The following is a 17,342-nucleotide window of genomic DNA, read 5'->3' as shown; positions in this document are numbered from 1 at the left end:
AGCCCCCTTGACGTGGTCCATATGGTGGTCCAACGTGGTCCACTTGGTAAATTTCTGATTAAACTTCGCGCATATACCCATGTAGACGTTGGCCATTCATTCTAATTCGTTGACTTTTCCACCCGTCCATATTGTCCATTAACAACTTAATTCGCTTAGCTTCCGAGTTTGTTCGCCCGGTTAAATAACGATCAACTGTTTTATGGAAGACAACTTCCATAATTTCCCGAGTTGTTGTTTGATTGAGCAGTTTCCGTTCATTGCTAACTTGATCTTGTAGCCACTTAGATTGCTGACCGTAGTCACTGACATAGCTTTGTTTTAAGCTGGTACTCATTTTTCCCCAATCTGTGGGAACTTCCATTGCTAAAAATCCTTCAATGGCATCTCGCATAGGGTCAACAGCTTCCGCAGCCATCTGATACGCCTTAGCCTCTTTCACGGTGGCCTGATCCAGATATAGCAGTTCGCCATTCCTAAACCAATACGCGGCCTCCGCCAATACTTGAAGTATATAATTCTCGTCCGGGTGCCATACATCTAATTTGGCCTTGTTGACCCCACATTTAATTGGATAGAAGCGCCGTTCACCGGTCGCGTCCTTTAAATAGTCGGTTTGGTTAGTCGTGCCAATAAATACGCATTTACGCGGGTGTGGCAACGCATAGCGGCCGTAACTATTCCGATATGTGTCGGATTGTGCACTAATAAAATTTTTAATTCCCTCAACGTCCGTTTTTTTCATGGCGGAAAGCTCGGCAACTTCAATAATCCAACTACCTTGTAACTGTTGATAATCGTCTTTCTGCTTACCCATTCCTTTCAGCGAATCATTGAATTTATCCGGGTATAGATTCTTACCAGCCGTACTCTTGCCAAGTCCTTGGCTTCCCTCTAAGATAGGTACAATTTCAAACTTAACTCCGGGAACATAGGCCCGGGCAATAAGACCAGTTAGCCATTTCTTAGTGATGGTGCGGGTGTAGTGATTATCTTCGGCACCTAAGTAATCAATGAAATAACGTTCAGCACGTGGCTGGCCGTCCCATTCTACCGCTTCAATACGAGCCTTAACCGGATTGATTGTCTTGCGGCGTGCTTCTGTAACTACCGCGTCGGTAATATTTTCCTTGCTGAATAACAAGTTGTAATGATCTTCAATATAACTTCTCAATAACGTGTCATCACTATCATTCCAAAAACCTTTTTTGAACAGTGAATTGTCTGCTTGTGGTGTTTTGACAATTTGTTCCGAGAACTCGTCAAAGACAACTAGTCCTTTCAACATTTCGTCATGTTCCATAATTAAACGGATATTGTAAAGAGACTGTGTTTTGATCCCATCGTCCGAATTTTTTTTGAAATCATTCTGCCAATCAGCGTCACGTTGCATTTTGATAACATTATTGGCCGCTTCTCGGGTCTCTGCTGGTAAATCCATTGCTTTGCCCATTAATGAACCCCCTTACTCTCTCGTTTTAAAATGGATTGAAAAATTACATTAACCTCCTTGCTTGGTAGTGCCGGATCAACGAACGAATCATTGATCACTGACAGCATGTTATAGACTGTCTTGGGAGCAGCACCGACGCCAAACATACGACCGGCAATTTTAGTTAACCAAGCATTGCGATTACCTTGGGTTGTCCCAGTTACCATTTCATCTAACAAGCGACCGGTATACTTCTTTTGGCGTGTAGCATAGGCGCGTTCTGACGGCCAGTTCACTTTTTGGCCCGCCAACTTATCGACTAGCCATTGAGGAGCCGGCTTAATATCAGCCAACGTTCGGCCACCTAAGGGTTCATACACTTTGCCGTTAATCTCACTTGGTGCAATCACCGTGAAGTCACTTAGCAAGTCAATTCCGGGCCAAACGTCAATTTTGCGAACCTTAGCACCCGCGTATTTAAAAAAGTAATGAAGACCACCACCAGCGGTCTTTTCAATGTACGTATCTGGTGAAAGTGTCTTGCCTTGACGCTGTAATTTCATCAGGCTATCTTTTCCATTCTTAGTAGAATCATGAATATCAACATCAACTACCAATAAGTGGGGCGTGTCTAATCGAAAGCCTAAGTTGTAATACGGGTTATTTTGAAACCATGCTAAGATGGTGTTCTGGTCACTAGTTGCGTCTTTATAGCCGGCCACCCCTTTCGGTGGTTTCTTTGTATTCTCAATTAGTGGGTAAACAGCATAGCCTCGTTGGGCCAGCTCAATTGCTTTATCGAGCGTTGCGAACTCTTTCATTTTTCAGCACCGCCTAATCTTCGGGACAAATGGCATTGCTAACTGCCATAATCGAATCAGCAACATTTTGCATGTTTTCAACAACGTTTTCAGCGCGGTGGTCTGCGAAAAATAATCGTCCTGCCCATACATTTCCTTGATTAACTGAAGCAGACACCATATCTAAGTAGTCAATCGCCATTTTCAGATTGTCACGTGCCGCTGATAAATTCTTAGCTTGTTCCATTAATTCACTATTTGTCATTTTCCATTCTCCTTATTCGTGTTAAAATAAGGGAAAGCATATTTTTGATTATCTCTTCGACCTACTACTGTCCAAAGTAAAGTAGGTCTTTTTTGTATGCTTTCCCATGCGACTTACCTCAAATTCCAAGATACCGACGCGGGTTCTTGATTAACTTAGCCACCACGTTGCCAATAAACGACACAATCATAAACTTGATTGCCCATAGGATTGTTGTTGCTATCATGAGATCACCTCCTTAAATGTGTTCTGCCCCCGCACGGTGCAAATTAAACTTTATGTGATTCCATGAACTTATCTGCATCCGCTTTATCTATGCGTCTGGTCCCATTAATGATAATGACCGGTAATCCTTGCTTAATATACTTATTCAGTGTGTTACGTGATTTCACATTTAAATATTGGCACGCTTCTCCTAAATTCATATACTTAGAAAAACCTTTATTCATTTGTTTCACTCTCCGTTTCTTTACAAATCAATACATACATGTAAAAAAATATTGCCATATCAATACCTATCATTTCTTTACAAAATGATACTAACACGATCATTTATTGTTTGTCAATACATTTCTTTACATGTATAATTAGTTTTTGTAGAAAGGTGGTTGTTTTATATGGATACTCTAACAGGTCAAAGGATTAAAACCATACGTATCACACTGGGAAAAACGCAAGCTGACTTTGCTGATAGTATAAACCAGAGATTAGATTCAGACGGGACTGTTACTAGAGGTACAGTTAATAACTGGGAGCATGGCAGGAATTTACCAAATAAAAGACGTTTAAAGATAATCGCTGATTTAGGTGGTGTTTCAGTTGATTATTTATTACATGGTTCATCTATAACCGTTTCTACAATTGACTCTCTCGCCGAAAAATATAAAAGAGGAACAATAACACCAGATGAAAAACTACTAATGAATGAAGCTTCAATTGATTTTCGTGTTGAAACTTCCAATATGGTCAAAGCCACTAAGAACATGGCGGAAAAAGTATTTAATGAGACTGCCTATGAGTCCTTTTCACCTAGTCAAAAAGTATTAGCCGTTCAAATTTCACGATTAATGTTACAGTTAAAAGAACAAGAACGAGATGGCACGGACAATTTAGATGAATTGTTTACTAGTTTGACTGCTTTCATGAGTGGGTTAACTACTGTAATCTCTGGTGAAAAAAAGCCTTCCGAATTTAAAGAGTTCCAAGATTCCTTAACTACTAGTATCAACAAGCATTTCAAATAGAGCTATTTATTCTTTTGTTCTACATAACACTGCCCCCGCACGGTACGTTATGGAGGAAATTATAAATGGCAACAATCAAGAAGTATCAGGACAAGGACGGGAATACCCGTTATCAGTTTCAAGTTTATTTAGGTGTTGATCCTCAAACTGGTAAAAAGAAATCAACCCGGCGTCGGGGCTTTAAATCAAAAAGCGCTGCTCGGATTGCTTTATCCAGAATTGAAGTAGAGTTACAGCAAGAACCGGTTTTACCAGTTGATAACAATATTCTCTTCGTTGACGTCTATCATGAATGGTACGACCAGTATATTAATACCGTTCGTGAAAGCACTTGGGCAAGGACTGCTGGTATGTTCGATAATCACATCTTGCCGTTGTTTGGTAACAAGCGGTTACGAACCATCACCGTCAACCAGTGCCAGCGTGCTGTTAATCTATGGTTTAAAGAAGTCACGTACAATTACAAGCGTTGGTACAATTATCTGGTATCAGTCTTTGAATACGGCTTAAAACACGGCTATATCACACATAATCCAGCTAGAATGATTACAATGCCGGTCAAGCCTGATAGTTGGGGTGATAAGCCCGATAACTTCTGGGATCGCGATCAACTAAAGACGTTCTTCAAGTGCATTAACCAGCAAAAAGAACCCGAAAAGTATTGTCTCTTCCGGGTACTAGCGTTTGCAGGCGTGCGACGTGGCGAGTGTTTAGCCCTGACATGGCAAGATATTGACTTTGTCCATAAGACCTTGCGGGTTAATAAAACACTTACCCAAGGGAAACGCGGCAAGCAGATTATTCAAGCCCCTAAGACAAAAAAGGGCCGCCGCACTGTCAGCTTAGACAATACGACGGTAGAAATATTACAACGCTGGCATAAACAGCAACGTGAATATTATTTGTTTTTAGGTTTTAATACGTTACAGCCGGATCAGTTAGTTTTTGCTAACACTAAGAACGGTTTTAAATCGCTTAATACTCCGGGTAAGTGGTTAAAGCGGATCATCACTGATTACCACCTAACCCCTAGTATTACCGTACATGGATTTCGACACAGTCACGCCTCCGCTTTGTTTGCCGCTGGTGCCACCATTAAAGAAGTACAAACCCGATTGGGCCATGAGGACGTTGCAACAACCCTAAATGTTTACACACACGTCACTAAGGGCCAAAATCAACAGGCGGCCAATAAGTTAGCCAATTATTTAGGCTTCTAAACTTGGCATATTCAGGCACTTTTTACCAAGTGGACCACGTTGGACCACCATATGGACCACGTCAAGGGGTCTTTGAAGTGCTGATATATCAACGTTTGGACCACCGGACCACGTGGACCACGTTAAAACAAACATTTTCAGTTATAGCAGGAAACTGGGTTATTTTAACACTTCATAGTAAAAGTAAGCCAATTGGTAAGCCAAAGGTAAAAAGTCTCACGTGAAACACCGCATAAGCACTGGTTTAATAGCGTTTATGTTTCAGTTGGGTTCAAACCCCTGACTGCCCATCATATAACCACACTAATCAGTTTTCACGCTGTGATAATCCACCGTGAAAGCTGATTTTTTTATACGCCCAAAAAGTGAAAGGACTGACCGCAGCCGTACAGCCGCGCCAGTCCTTTTTTGACATCAGCATCAATAACAACAATGCTGGGTTTACTTTTCAATATGAAAATAGCCTTCAGGTGCCTCGCTCGGCTTAGCCTGGTGCCAATGTTGGTTACTGCTTCCGTACTTGGTCGGTTGCGCATCGGGGTCCATCGCGACAAAGCGCCGCCCAACGGCATCCATAAAAATCACAACTCGCTGATACTCACGCGCAGGCGTGACCAACGTACAATTCTCATGTTTAATACCATAAACATCTACAAAATCCATCCTGACCACTTAGCTTTCTTGTTTGTCTGACGGACATCACCAACTGAAAAACCGAACCGTTAACATCAACGGTTCGGCACACTGCTAACTATTGAGGTCGAACGTTCGTCGCTTGCGGACCACGATCACTTTGTTCTTCATCATAGGTTACTTTTTGACCTTCATCTAAGGTCTTGAAACCATCCGTTTGGATCGCTGAGAAATGAACGAAGACATCGGTACCGTCTTCACCCGTAATAAAACCAAATCCCTTATCCGCGTTGAACCATTTTACCGTACCATTTTTCATTAATATAAGTCCTCTCAGAACTGACTGAAGTGGCGACAACGTTAACCCTTAGGACGCCCCATCGCTGGAGTGCCCCGCGCGCTAAGTGCTTCAAGTATATCATACCTCGCCGAATTAAGGGCAAATAACGCCATGCATAACGGATGACTTTCCCCCGCAGTTCAGGCATACTAATTAGTAACAAAGGGGGAAGCTAATCATGCAACATACCACTCGACAAGCAGCGCTCCAGATGATTCAGACAGCCCCCGTCTTCACATTAGCAACCGTTGATGCGGATGGCTATCCGACCATGGTAGCGCTGAGTCCTTTACCAATCAAACGGCGACTGGAAGAACTCTACTTCTATACCAGCCGCCAAACATCAACCACGCAAAATATTCAGAACTGTCGGCAGGCCAGCCTATTTTACTATCAACTCTCGGACTATTCATCCATTATGTTACGCGGTAAATTGACCCTGGTCGGCAACAACGCGTTTGACCAGGATTGGCGCACGGCGCTGACCGACTTTCAGCAACAACTGGACTACAAGGACCCGGTCATTCTGCATTTTCAGACCAATTCGATCAAAATTCGTCAGATGATGACGATCGACCACCTGGAACTCATCGATCCACCCACTGATGAGCGACCGCATTAAATCTGACCCGCGCGAGCTTGTCCAGCGTCGTTTCAGGCGTCCGGCTGCGTGTGCGCACCTCAAGATATTGCCATTATTATATTCTGAAAGCCGTCATTAGACCGTCGTTTAATGGCGGCTTTTTATGTAAAATCATCCTCGAATTAGCACTGGCCTCTAACTTGACCGTGCACCAAGTTCGCCCCGACAAGGCCACAAGCCCCCCTTGATTCGTTCATTCACCTTCATAAGTAATGCCGCTTTCATCCCCGTAACGACGTGCTTTCAGCCGCAATATTTGCGAGGCCGCTAAAAAGAGACTAGGCTATAAGTGTACCTAATATTTTCATAGTTATAATTAAATGAATGCAATTTTTAATGACCGAACTAAGGAGTGTGAACTAATGAAACTTATTAGATTGCGAATTGAAAATGATGCGATGGACATCGCCTATCACCCGGTATCGGGACAAGAAGCGACCGTCCATTACCTAATTGCTTATAATCCTGACCAATCAATCGGTGAAAACCTGGAAAACATCAAGGTTCGCCTAGCAGGATTGAAATTTGACGCGGCAATTCTTGAGAACGGCTTATCGTACCCCTTCTCTGATACGATCGTCGGCGTGAACTACGACCGCATCGATGTTGGCTTGGCGTTAACGAACTTGCTGAACATTCCGGTCGTCAGTCAAGCCGCCGTTGAGCAACTCGGACTGGCAGCCGCCGTCAAAGCCAAGAGTGCCTACTTAAAGTGGCATCTCGACTACTACGGCCAGTATCACGGCGTCCGCAATAACGGTCAAGAAGCCATGCTGACGATTGGTAACGGCTACTTCGGGCTACGTGGCGCCTTTTTGGAAAGTCACGCGGACAAGGATAATTATCCAGGAACCTACGTTGCCGGCGTCTTCGACCAAGAAACGACGACCATCAATGACCACCAAGTCACCAACGAAGACTTAGTCAATCTACCGAACGCACAATTCATCACGTTTGGCATCGATCACCAAACCCCATTTCGACTCAATGAACACGATTTACAAGACGTTTATCGGAGCCTCAATCTAAAAACTGGGATTCTGACAACGACCAAACTCATTCAGCTGGCTTCCGGCCATCAGCTCAAGATTCGCTCACAAAAGGTCGCTAACATGCAGGACTGGCACCGTTACAGCATCCGCTATCAAGTGACACCGCTCAACTTTGCCGGGAGCTTACAGATTTATTCCGAAATCGATGGCAGCGTCGTCAACAGTAATGTCAGTCGTTACAACGTTTTTGACCAGCATCACTTACAGACGATGGGCATCGAGACTGCGGCCAATACCGTTTTTCTCTCGGGACAAACTAAATCATCGCACATCAACTATACGATTGGTGCCCAACTGACCAGTCCCGACGTACCTGCCATCAAGAATTTCCACAGCACGCAACAATCCCAGGGCGTTCAACAAACCGTCTCGCTAGCCGTCGAAGCTGGTAAGACTTATACGTTTGATAAAGACGTCGTGATCACGACGAGCAACGTCGCTGATGACGCTCAGTTGACCCAGGTCCAAGCCGAACTCGACCAGTCCAGTTTTGACAAAACGGCAAGTGCCAGCAAGGACTATTGGGACGCAACTTGGCGGACGACCGATATCAAAGTTCGCGGCGACATTACTAGTCAGCGCCTGTTGCGGGTGAACATCTACCACAGTTTCGTTTCCGCTGCCGCCATTGAAAGTGGCCAACTAGACGCTTCCGTGGGGGCCCGTGGATTACACGGCGAGGCTTACCGTGGTCACGTCTTCTGGGATGAAATGTTCATTTTGCCGTTCTACACCTTGCACCGACCAGAATTAGCCAAACAACTGCTGTACTACCGTTACCGGCGATTACCAGCGGCTCGTAAAAATGCCCAGGCGGAAGGCTATCGCGGCGCTATGTTCCCGTGGCAATCCGCTTCAAAGGGTGACGAGCAGTCGCAATTCACCCATCTGAATCCCATCACGAAGACCTGGGATCCAGACAACAGCCGCCTACAACGCCACGTCTCGTTAGATATTACCTACAACGTCTGGTTCTACTACCACGTCACGCAAGACCGCGACTTTCTCAATCATTATGGGATGGAATTATTGCTCTCAATTGCCGCATTTTGGATCAGTAAAGCGACCTATAATGAAGAAACTGGACGATACGATATTAGTGGCGTGATGGGTCCCGACGAATTCCACGAAAATTACCCGAACAGTACTAAGCCGGGATTGAAGAATAACGCCTATACCAATATCATGGTCGCCTGGCTCTTCGATATCATTACGAAGTTCAAAGCACAAATGCCACAGTCGGCCTTCCAACAAGCGGCTGAAGCGGCCAGTTTCGATACGGCCACTAGTCAAAAGTTGACGGATATTAGTCATCATCTGGCCTTAGAAATCAACCGTCGCGGGGTCATTGCCCAATTTGAAGGGTACTTCAATCTGCCGAAGCTTGATTTTCAGGCTTATCATCAAAAATACGGTGATATTGCCCGGATGGACCGCATCTTGAAGGCGGAAGATAAGACGCCGGATGCCTACCAAGTCGCCAAACAAGCGGACGCCCTGATGGCCTTTTACAACTTTGACGTGCCAACAGTCCAGGGTCTGATCGAACAAATGGGGTATCAACTCCCTAAAGAGTATTTGACCCACAACATTCAGTACTACCTGGCCCGCACGACCCATGGTTCGACCCTATCACGCATCGTTTACGCGGTCTTGAACCAGCTTGATGACAACGATGATGACGCTTGGAAGCTGTTCTCAGAAGCCCTCGCCTCCGATTACTATGATATTCAAGGTGGGACCACGGCAGAAGGCATTCACTTAGGCGTGATGTGTGCCACTTTAAATCTGACCACCCGCAATTTTGGTGGTGTCAGTCCCCTCGGTGAGCACCTGCAAGTCAATCCGCAGTTGCCAGACCACTGGCAGACTTTGAAATTCAAGCATCTGTTCCGGGGTATCCACTACGTCTTCGTCATTGACCATCAGCGCGTCACCGTCACCGCTGATCAACCAAGCACGATCATTATCGGCAAGCAATCGTACCAATTACAAGCTAAGAAACCACTGTCAGTCACTTATGCCAGTTAAATTAGGAGGAAAAAACGATGGTTGAATTTGCAGCAATCAAAGGATTTGTCTTCGATCTCGATGGCGTCATCACGGATACGTCGGTCTTTCATAGTCAGGCTTGGCATCAAATTGCGGACAAGGTCGGCGTAAGTTGGGATGACCAGTTGGCCGACGCGCTCAAAGGTATCAGCCGGATGGATTCACTGAACTTGATTTTAGCCCGTGGGCATCGAGAAAATGACTTCACCCCTAACCAAAAAGCCGCGTTAGCTGCCGAAAAGAACACTAATTATCTCGCACTGGTCAATCAAATGACGCCCGCTAACATTTTGTCAGGCATCACTGATTTCTTAGCAGAATTGCAAGCCCATGGTTATGCCATGTCGCTGGCTTCGGCCTCTAAGAATGCGCCACTAGTGTTGAGCAAATTAGGCCTGGGGCACTACTTCACCAAGGCCGTTGATCCTGCCACGCTAACGCATGGTAAACCAGATCCAGAAATCTTCCGGCGCGGCGCTGAAATTTTGAATCTGAGCCCCGCTGAATGTATCGGGGTCGAAGATGCGGCTGCCGGCGTCCAATCCATCAACGGCGCCGGTGAAACATCGATTGGCATCGGTGACCCCACCGTGTTAGCTGCCGCTGACATCAACTTCACCGACACCACCCAATTGACCTTAGCCAACATTCAGTCACAACTGGTTACGGCCTGATTACTGCCTGAATGCCAATTTAATTAGTCTCTGTTTTCAACGTTCGCATCAAAGTAGCTTGATGCGGGCGTTTTTTTATTGGGCACATTAGCCGGATTTTGGTATCTGACTTAGTGATTAGTAGGATTCCTGTTCGTCAGCCGATGCGCGCCTTAGTCCGACTTTCGGGGCCGGCTGACAACGCGGAACGCAACCGACGTCGATTTGGCTACTGAGCTTTGTCCGGCGGGCCGGACAGTCGGTAACCCGCTCGAATGGCGGATGAACGACCACCTATCTGGGTGCAATTGACCATTGAATATTAGGTGGATGATCCTTCAGAAAAAATTTTAAATCAGTATTTATGATGGTTTACGGTATTTAAATGCTGACAAAACGACTTGAAGATTACTGGCTAGCGTCAATGGAAACCAGTCCTGAGGTTAGACGCTAGAGTTGTTATTAGTACAGAATTCAGAGTTTTACTCTCTTAGATGACTCAAAAATGTTGGCGAGATAACTTAGCTATTATTGGGAATCAACTTTACAGTTGAATGCCAAGATAACTGTTTACTAGGAACCAACGACCAGTCCATCAAAAGTTGAGTCCGCAAACGTCTGCCTTTCGAATACTGTCCAGGCTGGAAGGCATTCTGGGCAAGGCCCAGTGGTGAAATTTCACTTAGCAAGCGTCCTTTGCTTGGTTAGTGAAAGACCAGTATTTAAGACGTGGGCTGGCGGCTTAAATCTGTGTCCACCACGTTCCGGCCATTGCCCAGAATGCCTGGAAGACGGCTTAGGACGCGGCATCCAGGCAATTTTACACTAACTCGCCCTATTTCCAGCGGTTCTAAGCTGGCAGTCTTGACTTTATGTCCTAAACCAAAAGCGACAAGCCGTCTAATCATGACGCCTTGCCGCTATTGAATTCAAACTAGTTTTGTCCCAATGCTTCAAATCAAGTCAAAGTGCTTTAGCCCCTGTGCGATGCCATCGTGCATGTTATCCGCGGTAACGTAGGTAGCGAGCCGTTTGACGCGTGGATGACCGTTGCCCATTGCGATTGGGGTCTGGACCATGCGGAACATCTCAATGTCGTTTAATTGGTCGCCGAATGCGTAGGTTGGGACGGTCGTCAGGTGCGCTTTGGTCAAAATATCGCGGATGCCGACTGCTTTAGAAACACCCCACTGCATCGTGTCCAAGGCCCGCGGATTATTGCGGACGAAATGGAGCCGACCACGGTAGCGACGTGCATACTGAGAAGCATTCAGTGGGTCAAAAGTCAGTAAGAAATTAATGTGGCGATGTTGGTAGAACTGCGGGTCGACCGTTGCCGTCTGATGGAGCGTTTGATAATTATCGACGGTGAGGGCATCCCGATGGCTCAACGCAAAACCGGCGTTATTATAGTAAGCCAAGGCATGCTGCTGACGATTGGCGAAGTGGGTCACATCCGCCAAGAGATCCTTATCGAGTTCGTGCGCGCTCAAAAAGTGGCCCTGATAAGCCACATAACTACCGTTGGCGCTCACGATCGAATCAATCCCAGTCTGTTGCATGATGTCGCGCACTTCAAAGACGTTGCGGCCCGTCGCAATGACTGGCAAGATGTGATTGGCTTTTAATTGTCGAATGGCCTGAATGCTACTTGGCGCCACCGTCTTGTCGTCGCGCATCAGGGTGCCATCCAAATCAAAAAATACAACTGCTTGATACACACAATTACCCCCTATAATAATTCAACGTGTGACAATCTCAGCTCACACGAAGCTGTGTACAGGTCTATTATAGGCGGGTCGTGCAAATTGAGCTGGAATTGTGCTTGAACTTTCATTCCAGCTGGCCATGCACACGTCCCACTTGGGCAATTATCAAGGCATAACAAAACACGCAGCTTTTCAAGAAAAGCTGCGTGCAATCTAATACCGCAACGCAAGGATTGCTAGGATACTTTTTAACATGTCTGGTCTCCATGTTATTAGCGGGGTGCTATTAAAAAGTACATCCTTAATGTACTGCAGACTAAGTTATTCAACTATCAATTTTCTGTAAAGTTCAAGTAAAGTTTTCAATAACACGACACTGTTCGCCACCAATCGTCCGGGTCACCAAGCAATGTTGAATCGCCCGCGCTAAGTCCAGCGGCAAGCCGCTTAACTTCAAGTCATGGCTGGTGACCGTCCGCGGCTCAGTCGTCACATTAATCACGACTAAGACAGTTTGGTCGCCTTGCCAGTAACTGTAGCCGATCCCGTAGTCCGCTAAGTAAAACGGCGCAAAGTGGGCCGCATTCAACCAAGGATGTTGCCGGCGCCAGTGCAGCCATTCGGTCACGAACTGCACCTGCGCTTGATCAGCGTCAGCCCACGGATAAAAGGCCCGATTGTCCGGATCCTTGCCGCCAAGCATCAGGGCTTCATCGCCGTAGTAGAGGCACGGTACTCCCGGAAGCGTCAATAGTAACTGGACCGCTAAGCGCAGCCGTTGCTGGTTCTCTTCTAGCATCGTTAGGATTCTCGGCGTATCGTGTGTCCCAATATTATTAAAATTATACTGGAAGGTCGACGCCGGATAGTTTTCCTTCAACGTCATCAGCTCCCGCCACCATTCTGCGGGGCTGAGTATGCCGTTCAACACGTGAATGATCAAGCGCCGGAGTGGGTAATTCATCACGGCGTGCAGTCCGCCGCCTTCCAGATAGTGCCGTCGTAATCCGTACGCGAGCTTGTGCGAAGCATCTTCCCAGACTTCGCCAATCAGCACTTTGTCTGGATAGCGGTCCAAAGTCCGCCGAATCCCCGCGATAAAATCATCTGGCAGTTCATCGGCCACATCCAATCGCCAGCCATCAACGCCCCGCTGCGTCCAATAGTCGATCACCGAGTCGGGTTTGCCGAAGATAAAATCCCGGTAGGTCGGGTCTTCCTTGTCGACCGTCGGCAAGTCCCGAATCCCCCACCAACTGTCATAGTCTTGCGGATAGTGGATGAAGGTAAACCACCGATAATAGGGGCTATCCTTGGACTGCGTCGCCCCAACAGTGGGATACTTTTCAGCCTGATTAAAATACTTAGAATCCACGCCCACGTGGTTGAAGACGCCGTCTAAAATCAAGCGCATCCCGGCTTGGTGCAGCGCGGTGACCAGGTCATCGAAGTCCGCTAACGTGCCCAAGACCGGATCGATTTTCAGAAAATCACCCGTATCGTAGCGATGATTGCTACTGGCTTCAAAAATTGGCGTCAGGTAAACGATCGTCACGCCGAGCTGTTGTAAATAAGGAATCTTCGCGCGGATGCCCCGCAGATTGCCCCCATAAAAGTCCCAGCGCAAAATCGCCCGGTGTTCATCACGAACGTACAGCGGCCGGTCGGTCAAACGACCATAGATAAAGCTATTCGCTTTCGGTGCATTGACGTGTCCATCCGCATTGCCATTATTAAAGCGGTCCACAAAAATCTGATAAGCGACGCCCTCTCGGTACCACTGGGGCAAGGTCTCAATCGCCTTTAAAATCGTCAATTGGTACATCTGAACGTGTTCTCGCAAAACGTATTGCACACCGGGGCCGCCATAGCCGCCATCGACACAGCCGTAGAACACCGTCGTGGTGGCCGTTTCGATGCGAAAGTAATAGAAGTAGAGCCCCACCTGAGTTGGGATAAACGTCGTCGTGTAGGTCGTTGGACTCACGGGTCGCAGCGGTAGCGTGGCCTCGTCATCCCACTGGCCATCATGCGCCACACACAAGTCGACCTGTTTGACCGGCGTGACACTTTGAATGCCGATGGTGAATTGGACGGGCGTCTGTTGGGTGACCGCGCCAAAGGGTGTCTTGTATGTCGGTAAAAACGAGTTATACGTGACCTGCATTGTCACCCTTCCTTTCTTAATTCAGCCGCTCGTGCGGCACTTGCCAAATATCGTCCGCATACCGGGCGACGGCCAAATCAGCGGCAAAGTGCCCGGAGGCCGCGATGTTGGCTAGTGACCGTTGTTGCCAGGTCGGCTGGTCTTGAAAATCACGACTGATTTGTTGTTGTTGCGTGACGTACGCGCGATAATCCGCCAAGACAAAGAATTCATCGTTGTACCGCAGTAGTGAATCGTAAATCTCGCGGCCGACCGTTGGAATTCCTGGAATCGTGCCATCGACTAAGCTGTCCAAAATGCGTTTTAATTCTGGATCAGCCTGGTAAAAGTCCGCCGCGTGATAATTGCCGCGATGGTAGTAGTCATAGACCTCGTCCACTTTCAGACCGAATGGGTACTCGTTCTCCGCCCCGGCCGCTTGGATAATGTCGATGTTAGCACCATCATAAGTCGCCAGCGACAGCGCGCCGTTCGCCATCAACTTCATATTGCTGGTCCCTGACGCTTCCTTAGAGGCGGTCGAGATCTGCTCGCTCACGTCTGCAGCGGGAATAATCAACTCAGCGATGGACACGCCATAATTCGGAATGAAGACCACTTTCAACCGGTCCCCGATAGCCGGATCCTGATTGACCAAGTCCGCCACCACGTTGATCAGCTTGATAATTGCCTTGGCATAGTGGTAACTCGGGGCTGCCTTAGCGCCAAAAACGTGCACCCGCGGGACAAACGGTGCTTGCGGGTGGTCCTTGAGTTCAAAGTACTCCCGGAGAATCTCAAACACGTGCAGTAGTTGCCGTTTATAGGCGTGCAGCCGTTTGATTTGGACGTCATAGATGGCATCGGTCCTGATTTTGATGCCCATCGTCCGCTATACATACGCTGCCAAAGCCTGTTTATTAATCTGTTTGACTTGTCCTAATTGGTGCAAAAAGTGATCGTCTTGTTGATACGGTAGTAACGTCTGCAACAAATCAGGCTGCCGCCGCCAATCCGTGCCGATCGTCTGATCAATCAGGTGTGCTAAGGGTTGGTTGGCAAGTTGGACCCAGCGCCGAGTCGCAATCCCGTTCGTCTTGTTATTAAAACGTTCGGGATAAACTTGATACAGTCCCCGTAACACGTCCGTCTTCAGTAGCTCGGTATGCAACGGTGCGACCCCGTTAACGCTGTGGCTACCAATCACTGCCAAGTAGGCCATCCGCACCTGACCATTGCCCAAAGGCGCCGTCTGATCGACCAGTGCCTTGCCAAAAATGGGCATCTGTTGTTCCCGATAACGCCGGTCGATTTCCACGATAATCTGGTAGATTCGTGGTAACAGGCCCTTAAACATGTCGATTGGCCACGTCTCTAAAGCCTCCTGTAAAATCGTATGGTTGGTATAACTCATCACTTGGGTCGTCAACGTCCACGCCACGTCCCAGGTGCAGTGATGCTCGTCCATGAGTAGCCGCATCATTTCCGGAATGACGAGCGTCGGATGGGTATCATTGATGTGAATCGCGACCTTTTTGCCCAGATTGCGTAAGCCATGATGACTCGCACAAAAGTCTCGGACGATGCTTTGCACGCCAGCGGATGAGAAAAAGTATTCTTGGCGCAGTCGCAGCTGTTGTCCGGCCGAATTAGAATCATCGGGATAGAGCACCTTGGTAATATCGCTGATGCGGTCCCGTTGTTCCTGCGACGAATAACTTTCAGACGCGCTAGGTGGCAGTTCTGCCGACCATAAACGTAAGGTGTTCGTGATGTCATTGTGGTAGCCAACGATGCCGACATCGTAAGGAACGGCTAAGACATCATCCGTATTTTCATACTGCGGCTGCAAACTGCCATCAGGTTGCGGCTGGAGCCAGACGTTGCCGCCGAATTGGACGAGGCAGCTCTTATTATCACGGCGCGTCTCCCAGACATTACCGTGATGTAACCAATCATCGGGCAATTCGACTTGGTAGCCGTCCATAAAGACTTGTTTGAATAAGCCATAGCGATAGCGGATGCCGTTACCATTACCCGCGATTTTCAAACTAGCCATCGCATCCATGTAACAGGCTGCTAATCGCCCTAAACCGCCGTTACCCAGTGCCGGGTCGGGTTCCGCTCGGCTGATGGTCTCGAAATCTAAGCCCAACTCTTTTAACCCTTTTTTGACCGTATCCAGTAAATTCAAGTTCAGCAGGTTAGAAGCCAGGAGTCGACCTGGCAAAAATTCGATAGAGAAGTAATAGACTTGTTTTTGATGCTGGTCGCGATACAGTTTCGCCGTCCGCGTCCAGCTTTGACTGTTGTAGCGCCGGACTAACTGCCCGAGCGCAATAAACTGGCCGATCGTTGACGTGTCATTCAGCGCTGTCGAATACAGCGTCTCAATTTCACTTAAAAAATCTTTCTTAAACTGTGCGCACGTTAATTTCAAACTCACACCCCCGCTAAACCTAACGCATTAACTTCAAATAGGTCGTTCGGTACTGCTGCGCCGACCGTTCCCAGCCAAAATCACAGGTCATCGCCTGATGTTGTAACTGTCGCCAGATTTGCGGGTCGTGCCGATATAAGTTCACGGCGACCGTCAGCATCTTGCGGAACACTTCTGGTCGGTAATCATCGAAGCTAAACCCCGTGCCCTGACCGGTATATTGATTATATGGCAGCACCGTATCGCGCAACCCACCGACCGCGTGCACGACTGGCAAACTCCCATAATGCATCGCCATCATTTGCGATAAGCCACAGGGTTCGAAGGCTGACGGCATCAAGAAGAGGTCACTAGCCGCGTAGATTTGCTGGGCTAGCTGCGTATCAAACTGAATCGCGGCCACCACTTTTTGCGGGTACGCCTGTTGATAGGTCCGCCAGGCTTGTTCGAGCGCCGGCTCACCGGTTCCTAATACGACTAATTGCACATCTTGGCGCTGCAAGAAGGGATCCAATGAATCGAGCAACAGATCAATCCCTTTTTGCCGGGTCAGCCGTGAAATGACGGCCAATAGTGGGACATTTTTTTCAGGTAAGCCGAGGCGCCGTTGTAACGCCCATTTGTCCAACCGCTTCGACTTTAAGTCCTTGACCGTATAGTTGACCTTTAACGCCGGGTCAGTCGCCGGATCATAGACCTGGGTGTCGATGCCA

The 17,342-nt window shown here is 47.6% G+C and carries 14 protein-coding genes and 1 pseudogene; 5 read left to right on the top strand and 10 right to left on the bottom strand.

Translation table 11 applies throughout. The annotated features are described in order from the left end of the window. Nucleotides 1–58 precede the first annotated feature (58 nt). The 4 genes from KGF70_RS09765 to KGF70_RS09750 form a co-directional block, all read right to left on the bottom strand. On the bottom strand, nucleotides 59–1,453 hold the full coding sequence (locus KGF70_RS09765; protein WP_216768606.1) for a virulence-associated E family protein: 1,395 nt from the start codon (nucleotides 1,451–1,453) through the stop codon (nucleotides 59–61). Further along, a complete protein-coding gene (locus tag KGF70_RS09760; protein WP_216768607.1) occupies nucleotides 1,453–2,253 on the bottom strand; it encodes a bifunctional DNA primase/polymerase in 801 nt (266 codons plus the stop codon). The genes KGF70_RS09765 and KGF70_RS09760 overlap by 1 nt, the downstream gene beginning before the upstream one ends. Before the next feature lie 13 nt (nucleotides 2,254–2,266). Next, nucleotides 2,267–2,497, bottom strand: a complete 231-nt coding sequence (locus KGF70_RS09755; RefSeq protein ID WP_056952903.1) for a hypothetical protein — start codon at nucleotides 2,495–2,497, stop codon at nucleotides 2,267–2,269. Between the two features lie 269 nt (nucleotides 2,498–2,766). Then, on the bottom strand, nucleotides 2,767–2,922 hold the full coding sequence (locus KGF70_RS09750; RefSeq protein WP_253954822.1) for a helix-turn-helix domain-containing protein: 156 nt from the start codon (nucleotides 2,920–2,922) through the stop codon (nucleotides 2,767–2,769). A 192-nt stretch (nucleotides 2,923–3,114) separates the two neighbouring features. Between KGF70_RS09750 and KGF70_RS09745 the strand changes: the two genes are divergently transcribed. After that, the gene (locus tag KGF70_RS09745; protein WP_216768609.1) at nucleotides 3,115–3,741 is read left to right on the top strand and encodes a helix-turn-helix domain-containing protein; all 627 of its coding nucleotides are present in this window, start codon (nucleotides 3,115–3,117) and stop codon (nucleotides 3,739–3,741) included. 65 nt (nucleotides 3,742–3,806) lie between these two features. Then, the gene (locus KGF70_RS09740; RefSeq protein WP_216768610.1) at nucleotides 3,807–4,961 is read left to right on the top strand and encodes a site-specific integrase; all 1,155 of its coding nucleotides are present in this window, start codon (nucleotides 3,807–3,809) and stop codon (nucleotides 4,959–4,961) included. Nucleotides 4,962–5,402: 441 nt separating this feature from the next. On the opposite strand, the gene KGF70_RS09735 is transcribed toward KGF70_RS09740, so the two are convergent. Then, nucleotides 5,403–5,624: a hypothetical protein gene (locus KGF70_RS09735; RefSeq protein ID WP_003637293.1), complete on the bottom strand. Its 222-nt coding sequence runs from the start codon at nucleotides 5,622–5,624 to the stop codon at nucleotides 5,403–5,405. An 88-nt stretch (nucleotides 5,625–5,712) separates the two neighbouring features. Further along, nucleotides 5,713–5,913 carry a cold-shock protein gene (locus tag KGF70_RS09730; RefSeq protein WP_216768611.1) on the bottom strand — a complete coding sequence of 67 codons (201 nt, stop codon included), beginning with the start codon at nucleotides 5,911–5,913 and terminating at the stop codon, nucleotides 5,713–5,715. A 199-nt stretch (nucleotides 5,914–6,112) separates the two neighbouring features. Between KGF70_RS09730 and KGF70_RS09725 the strand changes: the two genes are divergently transcribed. From KGF70_RS09725 to pgmB, 3 genes are all read left to right on the top strand, one after another. Then, complete coding sequence (locus KGF70_RS09725) at nucleotides 6,113–6,556, top strand: pyridoxamine 5'-phosphate oxidase family protein (RefSeq protein ID WP_003637291.1); 444 nt, start codon at nucleotides 6,113–6,115, stop codon at nucleotides 6,554–6,556. Nucleotides 6,557–6,939: 383 nt separating this feature from the next. Then, on the top strand, nucleotides 6,940–9,660 hold the full coding sequence (locus KGF70_RS09720; protein ID WP_216768612.1) for a glycoside hydrolase family 65 protein: 2,721 nt from the start codon (nucleotides 6,940–6,942) through the stop codon (nucleotides 9,658–9,660). Between the two features lie 17 nt (nucleotides 9,661–9,677). Then, the gene (pgmB, locus tag KGF70_RS09715) at nucleotides 9,678–10,355 is read left to right on the top strand and encodes a beta-phosphoglucomutase (RefSeq protein WP_216768613.1); all 678 of its coding nucleotides are present in this window, start codon (nucleotides 9,678–9,680) and stop codon (nucleotides 10,353–10,355) included. Between the two features lie 932 nt (nucleotides 10,356–11,287). Here pgmB and KGF70_RS09710 read toward each other — a convergent pair. The 4 genes and pseudogenes from KGF70_RS09710 to KGF70_RS09695 all read right to left on the bottom strand — a co-directional run. Beyond that, on the bottom strand, nucleotides 11,288–12,055 hold the full coding sequence (locus tag KGF70_RS09710; RefSeq protein WP_216768614.1) for a Cof-type HAD-IIB family hydrolase: 768 nt from the start codon (nucleotides 12,053–12,055) through the stop codon (nucleotides 11,288–11,290). A 337-nt stretch (nucleotides 12,056–12,392) separates the two neighbouring features. After that, nucleotides 12,393–14,210 (bottom strand): glycoside hydrolase family 13 protein, encoded by a 1,818-nt coding sequence (locus KGF70_RS09705; protein ID WP_105960908.1) that lies wholly within the window; start codon nucleotides 14,208–14,210, stop codon nucleotides 12,393–12,395. 16 nt (nucleotides 14,211–14,226) lie between these two features. After that, a pseudogene (locus KGF70_RS09700) lies at nucleotides 14,227–16,629 on the bottom strand (glycogen/starch/alpha-glucan phosphorylase). A 19-nt stretch (nucleotides 16,630–16,648) separates the two neighbouring features. Next, on the bottom strand, nucleotides 16,649–17,342 hold a 694-nt coding region (locus KGF70_RS09695), incomplete at its 5' end, for a glycosyltransferase (RefSeq protein ID WP_216768615.1).

The organism is Lactiplantibacillus sp. 7.2.4, assembly GCF_018991185.1.
Lineage (GTDB): Bacteria > Bacillota > Bacilli > Lactobacillales > Lactobacillaceae > Lactiplantibacillus > Lactiplantibacillus pentosus.
The sequence above is the reverse complement of the archived record's forward strand: the minus strand, read 5'-3'. Positions and strand labels throughout refer to the sequence as shown.